16 protein-coding genes are annotated in these 15,402 nt (G+C 62.3%); 2 read left to right on the top strand and 14 right to left on the bottom strand.

Annotation, left to right across the window (positions count from 1 at the left end):
- The 12 genes from ACYQ1A_RS21505 to ACYQ1A_RS21450 form a co-directional block, all read right to left on the bottom strand.
- The coding region (locus ACYQ1A_RS21505; RefSeq protein ID WP_499365774.1) for a hypothetical protein at positions 1-251 on the bottom strand (251 nt) is incomplete at its 3' end.
- Between the two features lie 112 nt (positions 252-363).
- Positions 364-582, bottom strand: a complete 219-nt coding sequence (locus tag ACYQ1A_RS21500) for a hypothetical protein (RefSeq protein ID WP_499365773.1) — start codon at positions 580-582, stop codon at positions 364-366.
- 95 nt (positions 583-677) lie between these two features.
- Complete coding sequence (locus ACYQ1A_RS21495) at positions 678-1,637, bottom strand: Csu type fimbrial protein (protein ID WP_499365772.1); 960 nt, start codon at positions 1,635-1,637, stop codon at positions 678-680.
- Positions 1,638-1,723: 86 nt separating this feature from the next.
- A complete protein-coding gene (locus ACYQ1A_RS21490; protein ID WP_499365771.1) occupies positions 1,724-4,315 on the bottom strand; it encodes a M1 family metallopeptidase in 2,592 nt (863 codons plus the stop codon).
- Positions 4,316-4,457: 142 nt separating this feature from the next.
- Positions 4,458-5,189 carry a phosphate/phosphite/phosphonate ABC transporter substrate-binding protein gene (locus tag ACYQ1A_RS21485; RefSeq protein WP_499365770.1) on the bottom strand — a complete coding sequence of 244 codons (732 nt, stop codon included), beginning with the start codon at positions 5,187-5,189 and terminating at the stop codon, positions 4,458-4,460.
- Positions 5,186-5,986: an ABC transporter permease gene (locus ACYQ1A_RS21480; RefSeq protein ID WP_499365769.1), complete on the bottom strand. Its 801-nt coding sequence runs from the start codon at positions 5,984-5,986 to the stop codon at positions 5,186-5,188. The genes ACYQ1A_RS21485 and ACYQ1A_RS21480 overlap by 4 nt, the downstream gene beginning before the upstream one ends.
- On the bottom strand, positions 5,983-6,915 hold the full coding sequence (locus ACYQ1A_RS21475) for an ABC transporter ATP-binding protein (RefSeq protein ID WP_062224192.1): 933 nt from the start codon (positions 6,913-6,915) through the stop codon (positions 5,983-5,985). Before ACYQ1A_RS21475 ends, ACYQ1A_RS21480 begins: the two co-directional genes overlap by 4 nt.
- Positions 6,912-8,075 carry an ABC transporter permease gene (locus tag ACYQ1A_RS21470; RefSeq protein ID WP_499365768.1) on the bottom strand — a complete coding sequence of 388 codons (1,164 nt, stop codon included), beginning with the start codon at positions 8,073-8,075 and terminating at the stop codon, positions 6,912-6,914. Before ACYQ1A_RS21470 ends, ACYQ1A_RS21475 begins: the two co-directional genes overlap by 4 nt.
- Positions 8,076-8,090: 15 nt before the next feature.
- Complete coding sequence (osmF, locus tag ACYQ1A_RS21465) at positions 8,091-9,017, bottom strand: glycine betaine ABC transporter substrate-binding protein OsmF (RefSeq protein WP_499365767.1); 927 nt, start codon at positions 9,015-9,017, stop codon at positions 8,091-8,093.
- A gap of 119 nt (positions 9,018-9,136) precedes the next feature.
- Positions 9,137-10,030, bottom strand: a complete 894-nt coding sequence (locus ACYQ1A_RS21460; protein ID WP_499365766.1) for a fatty acid desaturase — start codon at positions 10,028-10,030, stop codon at positions 9,137-9,139.
- 92 nt (positions 10,031-10,122) lie between these two features.
- Complete coding sequence (locus tag ACYQ1A_RS21455) at positions 10,123-10,599, bottom strand: hypothetical protein (RefSeq protein WP_499365765.1); 477 nt, start codon at positions 10,597-10,599, stop codon at positions 10,123-10,125.
- A gap of 62 nt (positions 10,600-10,661) precedes the next feature.
- Positions 10,662-10,895 (bottom strand): hypothetical protein, encoded by a 234-nt coding sequence (locus ACYQ1A_RS21450; protein ID WP_499365764.1) that lies wholly within the window; start codon positions 10,893-10,895, stop codon positions 10,662-10,664.
- A gap of 254 nt (positions 10,896-11,149) precedes the next feature.
- Between ACYQ1A_RS21450 and ACYQ1A_RS21445 the strand changes: the two genes are divergently transcribed.
- Positions 11,150-11,734 carry a LysE family translocator gene (locus ACYQ1A_RS21445; RefSeq protein ID WP_499365763.1) on the top strand — a complete coding sequence of 195 codons (585 nt, stop codon included), beginning with the start codon at positions 11,150-11,152 and terminating at the stop codon, positions 11,732-11,734.
- Between the two features lie 12 nt (positions 11,735-11,746).
- Here the strand turns inward: ACYQ1A_RS21445 and ACYQ1A_RS21440 are convergent, their stop codons facing one another.
- Together ACYQ1A_RS21440 and ACYQ1A_RS21435 are read right to left on the bottom strand one after the other, a co-directional pair.
- Positions 11,747-12,523 (bottom strand): AraC family transcriptional regulator, encoded by a 777-nt coding sequence (locus ACYQ1A_RS21440; RefSeq protein WP_499365762.1) that lies wholly within the window; start codon positions 12,521-12,523, stop codon positions 11,747-11,749.
- A 139-nt stretch (positions 12,524-12,662) separates the two neighbouring features.
- Positions 12,663-13,712, bottom strand: a complete 1,050-nt coding sequence (locus ACYQ1A_RS21435) for a PEP-CTERM sorting domain-containing protein (protein WP_499365761.1) — start codon at positions 13,710-13,712, stop codon at positions 12,663-12,665.
- A gap of 343 nt (positions 13,713-14,055) precedes the next feature.
- Here ACYQ1A_RS21435 and cysS point away from each other — a divergent pair.
- Positions 14,056-15,402: cysteine--tRNA ligase (gene cysS, locus ACYQ1A_RS21430; protein ID WP_499365760.1), on the top strand; the 1,347-nt coding region annotated here is incomplete at its 3' end.

Below are 15,402 nucleotides of genomic sequence, written 5' to 3'. Positions count from 1 at the left end.
ATAAAGCCGGTCTCCTTCCCCTCCCTCGACAGGTAATGGCTGCTGTTGGCCTGGCGTGCTGCCTCGTTGCTGCGCAACATCGGGTGGGCGTGGTTGCGACGGGTGACAGTGAATGTCGGCAGCGCCCGCTGAGCGCATCCATTTCGCAGGGCTACTGCCGTCTGATTTGTCACCGTTCCCGCCACGATCCGCCAACCTCTCATACGGTGGGTCGAGACCCACCATTCAAAGCCGCCAGCAAGTACGCCCATCGCAAATCCACACCGCCCTCGCGCGTCGGGTTGTTCTGGCTTGCCACTTTGGGGGGTGGGTCTAGACCCACCCTATCGGTTGGCGCTTCATTCAGCCTGGCTAGACGCCGGCCTACTTTTCCGCCGCCTGCCCGGTCACCAGATCCTTGAATTTCTCCACCAGACTTTCCTCGGCCCACGGCTTGCGCCCCACATCGGCCAGTTGCTCGCGCAACAAATCCTGATTGCCGCATTGTGCATGCGCCACCTGATGTACTACCTCGCCGTTGGCGGTAAAGCAGTAGTTGCCATCGCGGCTCACCACGTCGTCGACTTTGCGATCGCTATCCATCTCCGTACTCCCGTAGTCCAAAACAGCTGGGAGCCCCTGCCCGCCGCGCTTGTTCCGGGCGTCAGGCTGTAAAGCGTGTAGGCGCTTACGGATACTCAAAAACTCACGGTCGCGGTGATCGTATCGGTATAGGTTCCCGTGGCGGGCGTGGTCTGTACCGGAATCCGCGCATACACCGGCCATGACTGGATGCCCCCTGTGCCGGTCTTACCCAGCGTGGGCGCACCCGAGGTGCCATCGCCCCAGACCGTGGTGCGGGCCGAGTCGGAATACAACTGGTAGTGCACCACGTTCGAACCACTCTTCAACTGCCGGTCCAGCAGGGTGGCGCCGCTGGTGGTGCCTTTATCCAGCGCGATCGTGTACGGCGAGCCATTGGTGCATTGCACGCTGATTGCACCGTTGGCAGTCAGGGCGGTGTTCAGCAGGCCCTGATTGCCGAAAGCGATGTTGCTGGTGGTAATGCTGCAATCGGCAATCACGGTGGCGCTGATGGTGATTGGCACCGTGCCGAGGTTGTTTTCGATGGTGGTGTTGCAGGCATGCGAATACCCCAGCAGCCATTGCACATAAGTCGCCACGCTATTGGCGGTGAGTGATGCGGTATAAGTGCCCTGGGTCAGCCCGGTCTGGCCGCCGGGAATCTTGAAATAAAGCTGCATGCTGCCACTGCCGGTCAGCAAATTGGACAGCGCCACATCGGTATACCCCACCGGCGGATTGGCATAGGTGCCCCACACGGTCGAGTAGCTGGCGTCGGTATAGACGTTGTATTGCATCTGCCCGACGTTGCCGTTGGCCATATAGCGCGTGGCCGGGGCGGCGTCGTACGTGCTGCCCGCGCCAAGCTGCAGACACACCCGCACATTGCCCACTGGCAGGCCGCTGCAGGAGATATTGGTAGTGGCGGTTACGGTGATGGCGCCGCCACTGACCGCGCTCACGCTGGGCAAAACGATGTTGATCGGGCTGAACGTACACAAACCATCGGCCGAGGCGCTGTGCCACGCCAATACCATCGCCAGCCCCACCCACCACCGCCAGATTGCCCGCATCGCTTTGTCCTGGAAAATGCCGCTGCATGCGCAGCGGCTACTTAATCCTGGACAAGCAATGCGCTGGCCGCAAGCTGGCCCGCGTTTCAGTGCTGCGCCAGCCACTGCTCCAGTTGCGGCAGCTGCGTGCGCAAAAAGCGCAGGCGCACGTTGATTTGCTGGCGTTGATGGTCAGAGATACGGCGCTCGGCCGGATCGATATGCGCCTGGGCATAGGCATCCAGCTGCGCCGGCATGGCGGGGTCGAGCGAGCTGGCAGCCAGCTCCGGGTAGTACCGGCTGCCACCGCCGTCGGTGAGTGGATCGACTTGCGCCAGATGTGCCATGGCAAAACGCCAGGCCGGATCGGGATGACGCTTGGCCACCTGGCGGATCAGCGCGGCGCTGAGGGTGGCCCCGGGCTCCGGCGTCAACGCCAGTTCCAGGGCGCGTTGTGCCAGCAGCGGGTCATGCGTTTGCGCCAGCAAGGAATACAGCTTTTCGCGCGTCAGGGCGCTGGTCTCGGCTTGGGCCTGTGCGCGCAGTTGTTGCCAGGTGGCGGCGTCGGCGTTCTGGGCGATGACATTGAGTACGGCGCGGCGCAGATCGGCCGATTGCTCGGCGGCGGGCGCGCTGTAACGCTGGCGGGCGGTGGCCAGCAAATCGGGGTCGGATAGATCACCCAGCACATCGATCAGCGTCAGCCGCAAGCGCTTGCGATCGGCCGCTTCATCGATGCTGTCGTGCCAGCCCAGCTCAGCCAGCAGCGGGCTCAGCCGGGCGTGGGCAAAGCGGCGCAACGCCTGGCGTGCCGGGGTATCGCTGGCGTAGTAACGGTCAAGCTCAAGCAATGCAGTGGCGATATCCGACCAGACCGCGGCTTCCGCGTTGGCGGGCGTGGCGTTGACCAGTTCCAGCCATGCTGTGATCGATGCCTGGTCTGCCACGGCCAGACCCTGCGCATCGTGCAGCAGGCCCAGTTGATCCACCGCTGCCAGCTGGCCGAACACGCTGGCCAGGGCACGCATATCGTCCGGCGTGTATTCGGTGCGGAAATAGCCGTGCTGGCCCGCATTGATCAGCACCGGGCCACAACCGGGCAAATGCAGTGTCTGTTCGCCATCGACCAGGCCGCGTACCACCGCCCCGCCCACCACTTGCACGCTGACCGGCACCGGCCAGTGCAAGGCGGCTTTGCCCGGCTGATCGGCGCTGTATTCAGCTTGTTGCAGTTGTACTTCCGTCTGGCCATTCAGGCATTGTTGCTGCACCAGTTTGAGCAGCGGTACGCCGGGCTGGGTGGTAAAGGCGCGGGCGATCCGGGCGACCGGTTTGTCGGCAGCCACGCCCTGCATCGCGCTCCACAAATCATCCGACGCGCTATTGCCGTAAGCATGCGCCTGCAGATAACGCTGCACGCCGCTGCGCCAGGCCTCGGCGCCCACATAGTCTTCCAGCATGTCGATGACCGCCTGGCCCTTGCTATAGGTGATGGTGTCGAAGGCTTGCTGGGTTTGCTCGACGGTGGCGATGGGTTGCACCACCGGATGCGTGGCCTGCAGCGCGTCTTCTTCAATCGCTTCATCGCGCACATGCACGCGCGCGGCGGCGGTATGCCATTCCGGATGCAGCTTTTCGGTGGTGCGCGCTTGCATCCATGAGGCGAACCCTTCGTTCAGCCACAGATCATCCCACCAGCGCATGGTCACCAGATTGCCGAACCATTGGTGCGCGATTTCGTGCGCGGCGGTGTCGAATACGTCCTGGCGTTCGGCCTGGGTGGTCAGATGTGGATCCACCAGCAACAGGCTCTCAAAGGTAAAAATAGCGCCCCAGTTTTCCATCGCACCAAAGTACGGGTTGTCGCCGGGTGCCGCGATATTGTCGAGCTTGGGCAGTGGATAGGGCACGCCAAAATAATCGTTGTATTCACGCAGCACGGCCTGGCCGGCATCCAGCGCAAACCGCGCCTGATCGAGCTTGCCGCGCGCCGCGATCACACCCACTTCGGTGGGGCCGACTTGCGCGCTGGCGCGTTCGAAATCACCAAGGCCAAAGAACAGCAGATAGGTTGACATGCGCGGCGTGGGCGCAAACGTGATGTGGCTCAGCCCGCCCGCCAGCGGCGTGGATCGCGCGATGGGCATATTGCTGACCGCCAGCTGGCTGGCGGGTACGGTCACGTCCAGACTAAAGCTGGCCTTGTACGCGGGCTCATCCCAACACGGAATAAAACGCCGCGCGTCGGCGCTCTCAAACTGGGTATACAACGCACGCTGTTTGCCTTGGGGCGTGACGTAATCAATGGCAAACAAGCCACTGGTCTGCGTGCCGATCTGGCCGCGGTAGGTCATGGCCAGGCGGTAAGCGCCGGGTTGCAGCGTGTGCGCAAAGGTAAAGGTTGCCGTGCCCTGCTTCAGGCTGACTTTGGCGCGCTGGCGTCCGCCGGGCCCGCTGAGGGTGACGCGGCTGAATACCAGATCTTGCGCGTTGAGCGTGATCGAACGCGTCGGCGCGCTGATGCTGATGCTGGCCGTGGTTTGCGCGTCAAATTCCAGCGTGCGGGCATGGGGCGTGATGGACACGTCGTAATGCGTCGGGCTGACGCCCAGCGGCAGTTGCGTGGCAATGGCGGCAGCGTGGGCTGCAGGAACCAGTCCGGCCAGCGTCAGAACAAGTGGAAACAGCACAGCGCGCATAGTCAACATCGTGGTGGTCATGGCAGAAGGCGGCCAATCTAGCACGCCCAGCCGCGCCTGCCGTTTGCCTGCTTGTATCTGCGCCGCTACCTGGCCAGGCGCTGTCACTTCAGCGCAACAGCGCGGGTCACTCTGGGCGGGATTAGCGTGGATATGCCGCCAACGGCAGGGCCTCGAAACCCACAATGCCAAAAGCTTCCAGCGCGGGATGGCTGGGGAGTGCTTGCAGCGCCAGGCGCATGCGCTGCACTTGCTCGGGCGGCGTGTGCCGCGAGGTAATCAGCGGCAGGCCCGGGCTGGGCGGGGTGGCGCCGATGCATTTGAGGCCGTTCAATTCCGCCGGGGCGGTCTGTTGCAGCAAGGCGTAGCTGATGCAGTCGATGGCGGCCAGATCGGCGTCGCCCGCGCGCACGGCGGCAAGCGATAGCCGATGCGCGCCGGTGGCCACGCTGTGGCCAAAGAAGCGCTTGATTTCCTCGGGCAACAGCATGCGCCGCAACGCGTGGTAGCCCGACTGTGAGTCGTCCGAGTTATACGCCAGGGTGGCGCCGCTAAAATCGCCCAGACCCGCACGCGTATCGCTGGCGCGGGCAATCAGCCAACTGCAGTAATCGCGCCCCACGCAACCGGGCCAGCGATAATGCCAGGCGCCCAGCAATTGCACCTGTCCGGCCAGCGCGTGCGTCAGCGGATGACCGCAAGTCTGGCTAAGCAATAGTTGCGGGTCACGCCAGTGCGTCAGCAAATCGGTGGGCTGCTCCAGCCGCATCGGCACCGCGACCACGCCTGCCGCCCGCAAGGCGTCGGCCAGCACCCGCCATAGCGCCTCGTTTGCGCCCGGACCGGCGTCATACATCGGCAGCGCGGCAATCATGGCGTCGAGCGCGCGCCATGCGCCGTGGCGGCCGGGCTATCGGTGCGGGTGGGCGCCGCGCTGCGGCCACCTTGCAAACGGCTTTGCAGCCGGTCGAAGGCCAGGTCGGTCACGATGGCCAGCAAGGCCACCAGCAAAGCGCCTTGCAGAATATAGGCCGTGTTGAAGCCACTCAGGCCCACGATGATGGGTGAGCCCAATGTTTTGGCGCCCACGGTGGAGGCTATCGCCGCCGTGCCGATATTGATGATGACCGAAGTGCGGATACCCGCAATCAGCACCGGTAGAGCCAGCGGCAGTTCGACCTGCCACAGGATCTGCCACGCACGCATGCCCAGACCGCGTGCGGCTTCACGCACCGGTTCCGGCACCGATTCGATGCCCGCGATGGTGCTTTGCACGATGGGCAGCAAGCCGTACAAGGCCAATGCAATCAACGCCGGCCACACGCCAAATCCGATCAGGGGCACCGCCACCGCCAGCACCGCCACCGGCGGAAAGGTCTGCCCCATCGCCACCACCGTTTCGACCAGCCCGCGAAAATCCTTGCCGCCAGCGCGCGTTACCGCAATGCCCGCCGCCAGGCCCAGCACGATCGCCACCGCGCTTGATGCCGCCACGATGCCCAGATGCGCCGCCACCAGCGCCGGAAAGGTTTCCTGCAGATATAAAGGCCGCTCCAGTTCGGGAAACCACGCATGGAAAAGCGGCGTCAGCAGCGGCATGCCAAAAATCAGCAGCAGCAACACGGCGCCCGACCACAGCAAGGGATCGGCCCAGACCGCGCGACGCCTCATGCGGGCACGTCCAGCAAATCGGCGTAATGAATGCTGCCGACGCTGTGGCCGTGCTCATCCACCACCGGCAAACTGCCCTGCCCCTGCGCCACAAAGGCGGACAAGGCCTCGCGCAAACTGGCATGCAGCGGCAGCGGCTGGCCCACGGCGCTGACACCGCGCCGCACGCGGTCGGCGATGCGGTGCAAGCCCAGCAATTTGATGCCCACTTCGCTGCGGCCGACAAAATCCGCGACAAAATCGCTGGCCGGTTGCGCCAGGATTTGCTGCGGCGTGCCGACTTGCGCAATGCGCCCCTGGTCGAGCAAGACAATGCGATCGGCCAGCAGCAGCGCCTCGTCGATATCGTGTGTAACCAGCACAATGGATTTGCCCGAGCGCTGATGAATGCGCGCCAGTTCTTTCTGTAGCGCCGCGCGGGTGACCGGGTCGAGTGCACCAAACGGCTCATCCATCAGCAGGATTTCCGGGTCAGCCGCCAGCGCCCGTGCCACGCCCACGCGTTGCTGCTGCCCGCCGGATAATTCGTGCGGATAACGGTCGCGATAGCGATTGGGGTCGAGGTCCAGCAGCGTCAGCAACTCGGTCACCCGATCGGCGATGCGCGCCTTGGGCCACTTGAGCAAGGTGGGAACGGTGGCAATGTTTTCGGCCACGGTCCAGTGCGGAAACAAACCATTGGACTGGATGGCGTAGCCCATGCGGCGACGCAGATCTTCCGGACTAAAACTGCGGATTTCCTGCCCGGCAAACAGGATGCGGCCGCTGTCATGTTCCACCAGCCGGTTAATCATTTTGAGTGTGGTCGATTTGCCGGAACCCGACGGCCCGATCAGCACGGTAAATTCGCCGTCGGGCAAACGCAGACTGAGCTTGTCCACCGCTTGCCAGGCGCCAAAGGTTTTGCTGACTTCCTTGAATTCGATCATTGGCGCTTCCCTGGCGCGACCAGCGCCACCAGTAATTTGAAAACCGCATCGGCCACCACCGCCAGCGCAATGACCGGCGCCACGCCGAGCAAGACCAGATCAATGGCGCTGCTGAGCAAACCCTGGAACATGATCGCGCCAAAACCACCGGCACCGATCAGTGCGGCCACCGTGGTCAGGCCGATGGCTTGCACGGTGGTGATGCGCAAACCCGCCAGCAGAACCGGCAAAGCCAGCGGCACTTCCACTTTCCAGAAAATCTGCCGCGCCGACAGCCCCATGCCGCGCGCTGCATCCACCACACTGGCAGGCACTTGCTCTAATCCCGCCGTGGTACTGCGCACCATGGGCAGCAGCGAGTACAGGGTTAGCGCAATCACGGCCGGCGCCATGCCGATGCCGCCTATGCCCCACTGCGCCAGCACGGGCAGATGCGCCGCCAGCGCGGCCAGCGGCGCAATCAGCAGGCCGAACAAGGCAATGGAAGGTACGGTCTGGATTACATTAAGCACGCCAAACAACGGCGGCCGCACGTGCTGGCGGCGATAGGCCAAGACGCCCAGCGGTACGCCGATCAGCAAAGTGGGCAGCAAGGTAGCGGCCACAATTTCGAGATGGCGTGACAAGGCGTCGTTGAACACGTCCTGGCGGTTGGCGTACTCCTTTAGCACCGAGAGCTGATCGAGCTGGCCGCTGTACAACAAAGCGGCCAACGGCGCCAGCACTGCCAGGCCGATCAATACGGCGGGCACAGGCTGCAAGCGCAGCCGCCCCAGCGCATCGGCCGCCATCAACCAGCCCAGCGTGAGCAAGAGCCACAAGCCGCCACCAAACGAGGTGCGGCTATAAGCCGAATCGACTTCAGCCAGCCGCGCCGCTTCCGCCCCGGCGATATAAACCAGGCCGCTCAGCCATAAGGTTGCGGCGATCAAGACCGAGGCGTGCACGCGCCAGCCTGGCCGCAGCCACGCCGCCGCACCCAGCCACAAACCCGGCAGTAGCACCAGCCCACGAGCGCCATGCAACACACTGGCAAACGACACGCCGGTGCCCGTTACCAGTCGGTTAGGTGCATGCGTTAACCAGGCCACGCCCAGCGCCGCGAGCAAGCCCAGCAGCCAGAGCAAGGCCAGCACGCGGTTATGCAGTTTCAGACGCAAGCCAGACGCTTCCTGTTATTTAACAAAGCCTTTCGACTTCAGATAATCGGCCGCGACTTTTTTGGCATCCTGGCCTTCGATGGCGATCTTGGCGTTCAGGCCTTGCAAGGTTTTGCTATCCAGCGATTTGAACACCGGCGCCAGTGCATCCTTGATTTTGGGGTAAGCGCTCAGGGTTTCGGCACGGATCACCGGCGTTGGCGCGTAGATCGGCTGGCTGCCCTTGGGGTCGTCCAGCGTGACCAGACCCAGCGCCGCCACCGGGCCATCGGTGCCATACGCCATCGCCGCATTCACGCCCGACGTCTGCTCCGCCGCAGCCTTGATGGTGACAGTGGTATCGCCCCCGGCCAGCGTCAGCAACTGGTCTTGCTTGAGCTTGAAACCATAGGCGGATTCGAACGCGGGCAAGGCATCGGGGCGCTCGATAAATTCAGCCGATGCAGCCAGTTTGAAGCTGCCGCCCTTGGCGATATAAGCGCCCAGATCGCTCAGCGATTTGAGTTTGTTGCTGCTGGCCACGTCTTTGCGTATGGCAATGGCCCAGGTGTTATTGGCCGGCGATGGCTCCAGCCAGACCAGCTTGTTTTTTTCCAGATCGAGCTGCTTGACCTTGTCGTAACCGGCTTTGGCGTTCTTCCATGCCGGATTTTTTTCGTCGGAGAAAAAGAAGGCGCCATTACCGGTGTATTCGGGATAGATATCGATCTGCCCTGCCGTAATCGCCCCGCGCAACACCTTGGTGGTGCCCAACTGCACCTTGTTCTCGGTCTTGATGCCCTGCGCTTGCAGCACTTGCAAAATCATATTGCCCAGCAAGGCGCCCTCGGTGTCGATCTTGGAGCTGACGCGTACCGGCGTGTCGGCAGCGTGGGTGACGGCAGCAAGCAACAGGGCGACAGCGCCGCCCAGCACAGCGCGGCGAGAGAAACGCAAATTCATGGCGGATTTCCTTGATCAGAAGGCGTGTTGTTATGTTAGCCAGCGCGACAAAACGGATGAGCGATACTACCGGGCAATGCGCAGAAAATAAACCAGCGCTTACCGCTAGCTGACCACTGCTAGATGCTGACGTGCACCGCGGGATAGGTTGGCGCATCAATTGGCTTGAACCCGTAATGCCGCAACAGATAGCCGTAGCCGGGCACCAGAAAGTGGCCATTACGCTGCAACAAGGCGCTGCGATCGGCGCGGTAGGCAGCGGCGATGCGATACCACGGCAAGCGCGGCTGCTCGTGGTGCACCAGATGGTAGTTGTTATTCAGAAACAGCAAGCGCCAGAACCAGCCCGCCTCATTCAGCACCACCCGATGCGCTGGCACCGCCGCGGGCCGGTGCTCATAGAAAGAGCGCAGCATTGAAATCCCCAAGGCCAGATAGCTCGCCAGCAAATAACGCCAGAGCGAGGCCTGCGCCAGCCCCAGCGCCAGCGCTATCAAGGCCAGCAACAGCAAATGCTGGCACCAGACCTTGCGCTGCGCGCGATCACGCCAGCCATCGCGCCAGGTCGCCACAATCGCAAACGCCGGGCCCAGCAACATACGGCCAAACGCGGTGCGCGTGGCGCGGCGCAAGGGCTGCAATCCGCGCGGCAACCGGCGGAAGGCGGCTGGCGCCAGATAGTTGCTTTCGGGATCAATGCCGGGGTAAGTCAGATGTGCTTCTTCGTGATGCGCCAGATGGCTGCGCTTGTACTCATCGAAGGGATACCAGACCGCTAACGGCAGCAATCCCAGAAAGCGATTGAAGGCCGCATTGCGGGTGGGATGGCCGTGCAGCAATTCGTGTTGCAGGCTGGAATACCACGCCAGCGCCAGCGCCAGCAGCGGCACCGCAAGCCACGCCGTAATATGCTCCGACGCCCACACCGCAGCGGCCCACGCGCTGTACACGCTGAGCAGCAACAACCAGGTGGGCCATTCGATGGCCTCGATGTTTGAATCCGGGCGGGGCATGGCGGGGGGGGGCGGTGGAGGATGCCTGACTATAGCTGGGGCTTTATATGCCCACAAAGACTAACAAATTATTGCGATATGCCAAATCAAGTTCACTCTAGGGCGACGCGCGTTTGATGGTTTTTCATCCGCTGCCAAAGTTCAGATGCTTTGGTGGGACGCGGAAATGGATCCACATGGTCATACCCCAGACCAATTACCGTGATTTCCTGCCCGGATTGTCGCCGCACATAGTGAATAACCGGGCCGCAGCGCTTTCCGGCGAGGTTGCGAGGCAAATGCGCCAAGGTAAATTGAAATGCCCCATGAAGGCGCCAAGGGCCGCAGTGATAGTGCCAGACGTGGAAGGTCTGATATTCCTTCGCGAAGGATAAAACACCACCGTCGTCGTCTTCGAACGAAGGCTTGTTTTTGCCTTCTTGCAGCTCACCGGCGCGATACCTGGTCAGAAAGCGCTCAAGCGCCATTTGTTGTTCGAAATCAAGATAGGCGAAATCAACCAGGTAATCTGGTTCGGTACCATTCTTGTCCCCGGTAACAAAGCCGTCCTGCAGAAAAGCCCTGGGCAAAATAAAAAATCCGGCAAGTTGGATGCCGGATTTTATGTAGCAAACAGAACGCTTGCAAAGCGTTACAAGCCCTTGTCTGCTCGTACTTTTTTACGCAGCGCGACCAGTTGCTCACTGCTGCTGATTTCAACTCGCTTTTCGATATTTTGAGCACGCTCCCGCAGCGTGGCTTCCACCTCAAGCCACTGTGAAGTGGGTGTCGGGCGCGGGGTGGAAATCGACGGCGTAGCGACTCGGGGACGGGCTTCTGCCTCGTCATCTGACAAAAAGGTGTGATAACAAGTGCGTGTAGACATGGATCCTCCCTCTAGGGGACAGGCCGCGCACCACCGTAAGTGGCGCTGATCAGCCGCACAGATTTGCACGGGTTCTGGCTCTTATACACGGTTTCCGAGACGATGTTTAGCGGCAACTCGCCCCAAGCTGCGCCGCCTGCACAATTGCCACGACCAGCGCAGTAAATCGCGCGTCGCCACGGTTATTTTGTTCAATACCCCACCCCACCCGCCCCGCTACCTTCGTGCCACCTTGTTCTGCACGGAGTTTTGCAATGTCTGTTTATCTGTCGATGGCCGCGTTCGCGCTGGTTGCTTCGATCACGCCGGGCCCGGTCAACCTGGTGGCGCTGGGTAGTGCGGCGCAGTATGGCCTGATGCCGGCGCTGCGGCATGTGCTCGGCGCTACGCTGGGCTTTGTTTTATTGCTGGTGCTTAGCGGTTTCGGGCTGCATCAACTGCTGGATGCCCTGCCGGGGTTGGCACGCGCTATCCAGTGGGCGGGCGTGGCGTTCTTGTTGTGGATGGCGTGGCGACTGGCGCTGGACGATGGCCAGCTCAGTGCCCGTTCGCAGCTGCGGCGGCCGTCCTTGTGGTATGGCGCCTTGATGCAATGGCTGAACCCCAAAGCGTGGGTGGCTGCGCTGGCGGGCATGAGCGCATATGTGGCCGATGGCGATCGCGCGCTGATCTGGCAATTTGCCGGGCTGTATCTGGTGATTTGCTACGTCTCGGTGGGCAGTTGGGCCTATGCCGGTAGCCATTTACGGCGCTATTTGCAGCAACCGGCCCGCGTGCGGCAATTCAACCGGCTGATGGCGTTGTTACTGCTGGGCAGCGCCGCCTTGCTGGCGGTGTGACGCAAGGCGTCCTCAGGCGGTGCGATAGTGGCCTGGCGTGGTTGCCATCATTTGTTTGAAGGCACGTTGCAGATGCGCCTGATCGGCAAATCCCACCTCGTGCGCCACCTCGGCAATCGCCGCGCCCTGGCGCAAGCGCGTGCGGCTGACCTGAATCCGGCGGTTGGTCAGATAGGCATGAGGTGTCATGCCGAAATGCTGTTTAAACCCACGGATAAGATGCGTGGCCGACAGCTCGGCGGCGGCGCAAAGCTGATCCAGCGTCAATGTTTCGGCATATTGTTCGCGGATCAGATCAGCGGCGCGTTGTAGTTTGTGATGCGCCGGCTGGCGCGGCGGCCGTGCCGGGCCAAGCGCCAGTTGCAATTCGCTGAAGAAGGCGATGGCCTGGCTTTGCTGCAGCAAGTGATCGCCCGCGCCCTCGTGCAAGCTGGCGGCCAATCGGGTCAGTCCGGCATACAAGGCAGGATCTGCACTGAGTGTGGTGGCAAAGGGCTGAAAGGCTGCAGCGGGAGTAAAACCCAGCTCATATTGCAAGCCCGCCAGCCATGTCACGTCGACATAAAACATGTGATAAGCCCACGCCGCATCGGTCAGCGGATTGCAGGCGTGTACTTGCTCCGGATTGATGATCACCAGATCGCCGGTCTGCACCTGCCTACGCTGGGTGCCGTTGATATACAGGCTTTGGCCACCGGTAATGGCACCGATCGAAAACGTCTCATGCGTATGCGGTGCGTAACACACCGTGCGGCCGTCGAGCACGGTGCGCAATTCTAGCCAGGGCATGGCGGGATCGCGCCAGAACACGGGAGTGGGACGAGCAGTAGCAACAGACATGGGCATCACGCGTAGACCGGTTGCCGCATTCTAGACCAGCCCTGCGCACCGTCGCAGCTGCAGGTTGCCAGATTCCGCCCTGCTCGCTTCAAGCAATGGCCCCCGGCAAGGCAGCGCCGCTTTTGCGCCGCCGCGTCCATGCCAGCCCTAAGCCACCCACGCCCAGCAGTATCCATTCATGTGGCTCAGGCACTGCGGCGGCCAGGTAGTTGGTGCCACTGTCGGACGAAATGGTGTAGCCGCTCAGCAAATTGCCATCGCTATCGTAAACATTGATGCCGACCAGTTTGACCGTCGACGAGAAATCGACGTCGGCCGTGCCGTAGGCGATGGCTTCCAGCCCGATGCCATAATCAAACGATGTGCCAAAGGTGAACGAGAACGCCCGCGCCGCGAATATATCGCTGGTGGAGAATGTCTCGCTGCCGCTGGCACTGCCTATGCCAATAGCGAAGCCGGGAGCATCGGTGCTCAGATTGCGCACTTCGGCTTCTTGCCCGCGATAGACATGCCCCTGGAAGGCGCGGCTATAGATCACGCCATCCTGCTCCACGCCGAAATTGATCGCAGCATAGCCAAACAGATAAGCGCCGGGGTCACCCGGTGCCGACAAGCTGCCGTCGACCGTGTAGACGTAATCGATGTAACCGGTGTGGCCGGTGCGGGTGGGGTCATTGACGGTGAGCGTATCGTGGGTAATGGCTGCACCGATCGAGTTATAGACATCGGTGGGATTGCCGGGCAGCTCGCCGCCGGTGATGGCGCCATGCGCCTGCACCCCCAGACTGGTATAGCTGGCGCGTGCGGCACCGCTGCCGTTATAAACCGCGGGCGATGCCCCCAGAGTGAGCACCGCGTTGCTGACGCTGGCGCTACTGGTCACGTTGCCAATGGCCGCGCTGTGCTCAACCACTTCGCCGCGATAATCGCAAGCGGCAATGCCGCCCGACGGTACGCCAAAGCCGTCGCTGCCGAAAAACGCCTGCGTGGTGGCTGGCGGGCCATAGGTGGTGCAACCGCCGCTGATACTGCCATTGCCCAGGCCGCCAACAGCCCCGGCCACGCTGGTCAGAGAAGCCGCGCCAGCCCATTCGGCGGCGCCCAGCATAAGCGGCAAGATGAGAGAACGTGTCAGCATGGCGGCAGTCCTGTGTATCTATACGTGTTGGCAGCATAAGCAGCCCGGCACCAGCCTGCCTAGCCAGGACCCCGACCATTCAGCCCATTGACCGGCCCCATGGGCGTCCCCTACGATAAGCGGCATGAAACCCGTCGCGCGCATCACCCGCCTTGCCCACCGTCCGCTTACTCAGCCTTGCTGCTGTTGTCGCGGGGGTGAGCACGCCTGGGCGCTGATCCACTAGCGTCACAGCGCGAACAGCGCGCGTCACCCCAAGCCACCCGTTGCCCGCCAACCGGTGGCTTTTTTGTTGCCCTGGTTTTTGCCCTATCAAAACAATCTCGCTGACAAGGACCACCCGATGCCTATCGTGCTGTATGACACCTGGGAGCGCGCGTTGCGCCCGTTTACGCCACTGCAAGCGGATCAGGTGGGACTGTATTGCTGCGGCCCCACCGTGTACGACTACGCGCATCTCGGCAATCTGCGCACCTATGTGTTTGAGGATCTGCTGCGCCGGGTGCTGCAACACGGTGGCCACAACGTGCGCCATGTGGTCAATATCACCGACGTGGGCCATCTGGTGTCGGATGCGGACGATGGCGAAGACAAGATGGAAAAAGGCAGCCGCCGCGCGGGCGCATCAGCGTGGCAGATCGCCGAAAAATACACCGCTGCCTTCCAGGCGGACTGGCGCGCGCTCAATCTGCTGGAGCCAGCCTTGTGGTGTAAAGCCACCGAGCACATCGGCGAGCAGATTGCGATGATTGCGGCCATTGAGGCCAATGGCTATGCCTATCGCAGCCCCGACGGCGTGTATTTTGATTCGAGCAAGCAGGATGACTATGGCTATCTGGCCCGGCTGGACCAATCAGGGCTGGATGCGGGTGTGCGCGTGGCATTGGGCGACAAGCGCCATGCCACCGATTTCGCCTTGTGGAAACTCAGCCCGCCCGGCAGCCAGCGGCAGATGGAATGGGACAGCCCGTGGGGACGGGGCTTTCCTGGCTGGCATATTGAGTGCTCAGCCATGGCAGCGAAATATCTGACGCCCTGGTTTGATATCCACTGTGGCGGCGAGGATCACATCGCCGTGCATCACAGCAACGAGATCGCACAAAGCGAAGCCTGCTTTGGCACGCGCCTGGCCAATTACTGGATGCATGGCCACTTTATGCTGGAGAGCGGCGAAAAGATGTCCAAGTCTTCTGGCCAGTTTTTGCGTTTGCAAACCCTGCTGGATCGCGGCAATGACGCGCTCGCCTTTCGCTACCTGTGTTTGACCGCGCATTACCGCAGCCAGCTGCGCTTTAGCCTGGAAGCGCTGGACGCGGCGCAGGTGGCGCTGGATCGCCTGCGCAAAATGTTTGCCGAATGGCCAGATGGCGGCAACGTGGATGCGCAGTGGGCCGCGCGTTTCGATGCCGAGATCAACCAGGATCTGAACCTGCCGCGCGGCCTGGCCGTGGTGTGGGAACTGGCGCGTAGCGCGCTCGATGCTGCCACGCGCAAAGCGACCGTGGCCTACTGTGACCAGGTGCTGGGACTAGGTCTGACGCAATGGCAACCGGCGCAGCGCGCCACGCCGCCCGCAGTCGCCGCGCTGCAAGCCGAACGCGCCACCGCGCGCGCCAACAAGGACTGGCCCCGCGCCGACGCAATACGAACGCAATTGCAGGAGCTCGGCTGGGACGTCAAAGACGGGGCG

The organism is Silvimonas sp. JCM 19000 (assembly GCF_054652575.1).
Note: the sequence above shows the minus strand (reverse complement) of the source record. Positions and strands in the feature narration are given on the sequence as shown.

Coding starts and splice junctions, on each gene's coding strand:
- ACYQ1A_RS21475 (WP_062224192.1), bottom strand. CDS start 6,915: ATGATCGAATTCAAGGAAGTCAGCAAAACCTTTGGCGCCTGGCAAGCG.
- ACYQ1A_RS21440 (WP_499365762.1), bottom strand. CDS start 12,523: ATGCCCTGGCTAGAATTGCGCACCGTGCTCGACGGCCGCACGGTGTGT.
- ACYQ1A_RS21490 (WP_499365771.1), bottom strand. CDS start 4,315: ATGCGCGCTGTGCTGTTTCCACTTGTTCTGACGCTGGCCGGACTGGTT.
- ACYQ1A_RS21500 (WP_499365773.1), bottom strand. CDS start 582: ATGGATAGCGATCGCAAAGTCGACGACGTGGTGAGCCGCGATGGCAAC.
- ACYQ1A_RS21450 (WP_499365764.1), bottom strand. CDS start 10,895: ATGTCTACACGCACTTGTTATCACACCTTTTTGTCAGATGACGAGGCA.
- osmF (WP_499365767.1), bottom strand. CDS start 9,017: ATGAATTTGCGTTTCTCTCGCCGCGCTGTGCTGGGCGGCGCTGTCGCC.
- ACYQ1A_RS21485 (WP_499365770.1), bottom strand. CDS start 5,189: ATGATTGCCGCGCTGCCGATGTATGACGCCGGTCCGGGCGCAAACGAG.
- ACYQ1A_RS21460 (WP_499365766.1), bottom strand. CDS start 10,030: ATGCCCCGCCCGGATTCAAACATCGAGGCCATCGAATGGCCCACCTGG.
- ACYQ1A_RS21445 (WP_499365763.1), top strand. CDS start 11,150: ATGTCTGTTTATCTGTCGATGGCCGCGTTCGCGCTGGTTGCTTCGATC.
- ACYQ1A_RS21480 (WP_499365769.1), bottom strand. CDS start 5,986: ATGAGGCGTCGCGCGGTCTGGGCCGATCCCTTGCTGTGGTCGGGCGCC.
- ACYQ1A_RS21435 (WP_499365761.1), bottom strand. CDS start 13,712: ATGCTGACACGTTCTCTCATCTTGCCGCTTATGCTGGGCGCCGCCGAA.
- ACYQ1A_RS21495 (WP_499365772.1), bottom strand. CDS start 1,637: ATGCGGGCAATCTGGCGGTGGTGGGTGGGGCTGGCGATGGTATTGGCG.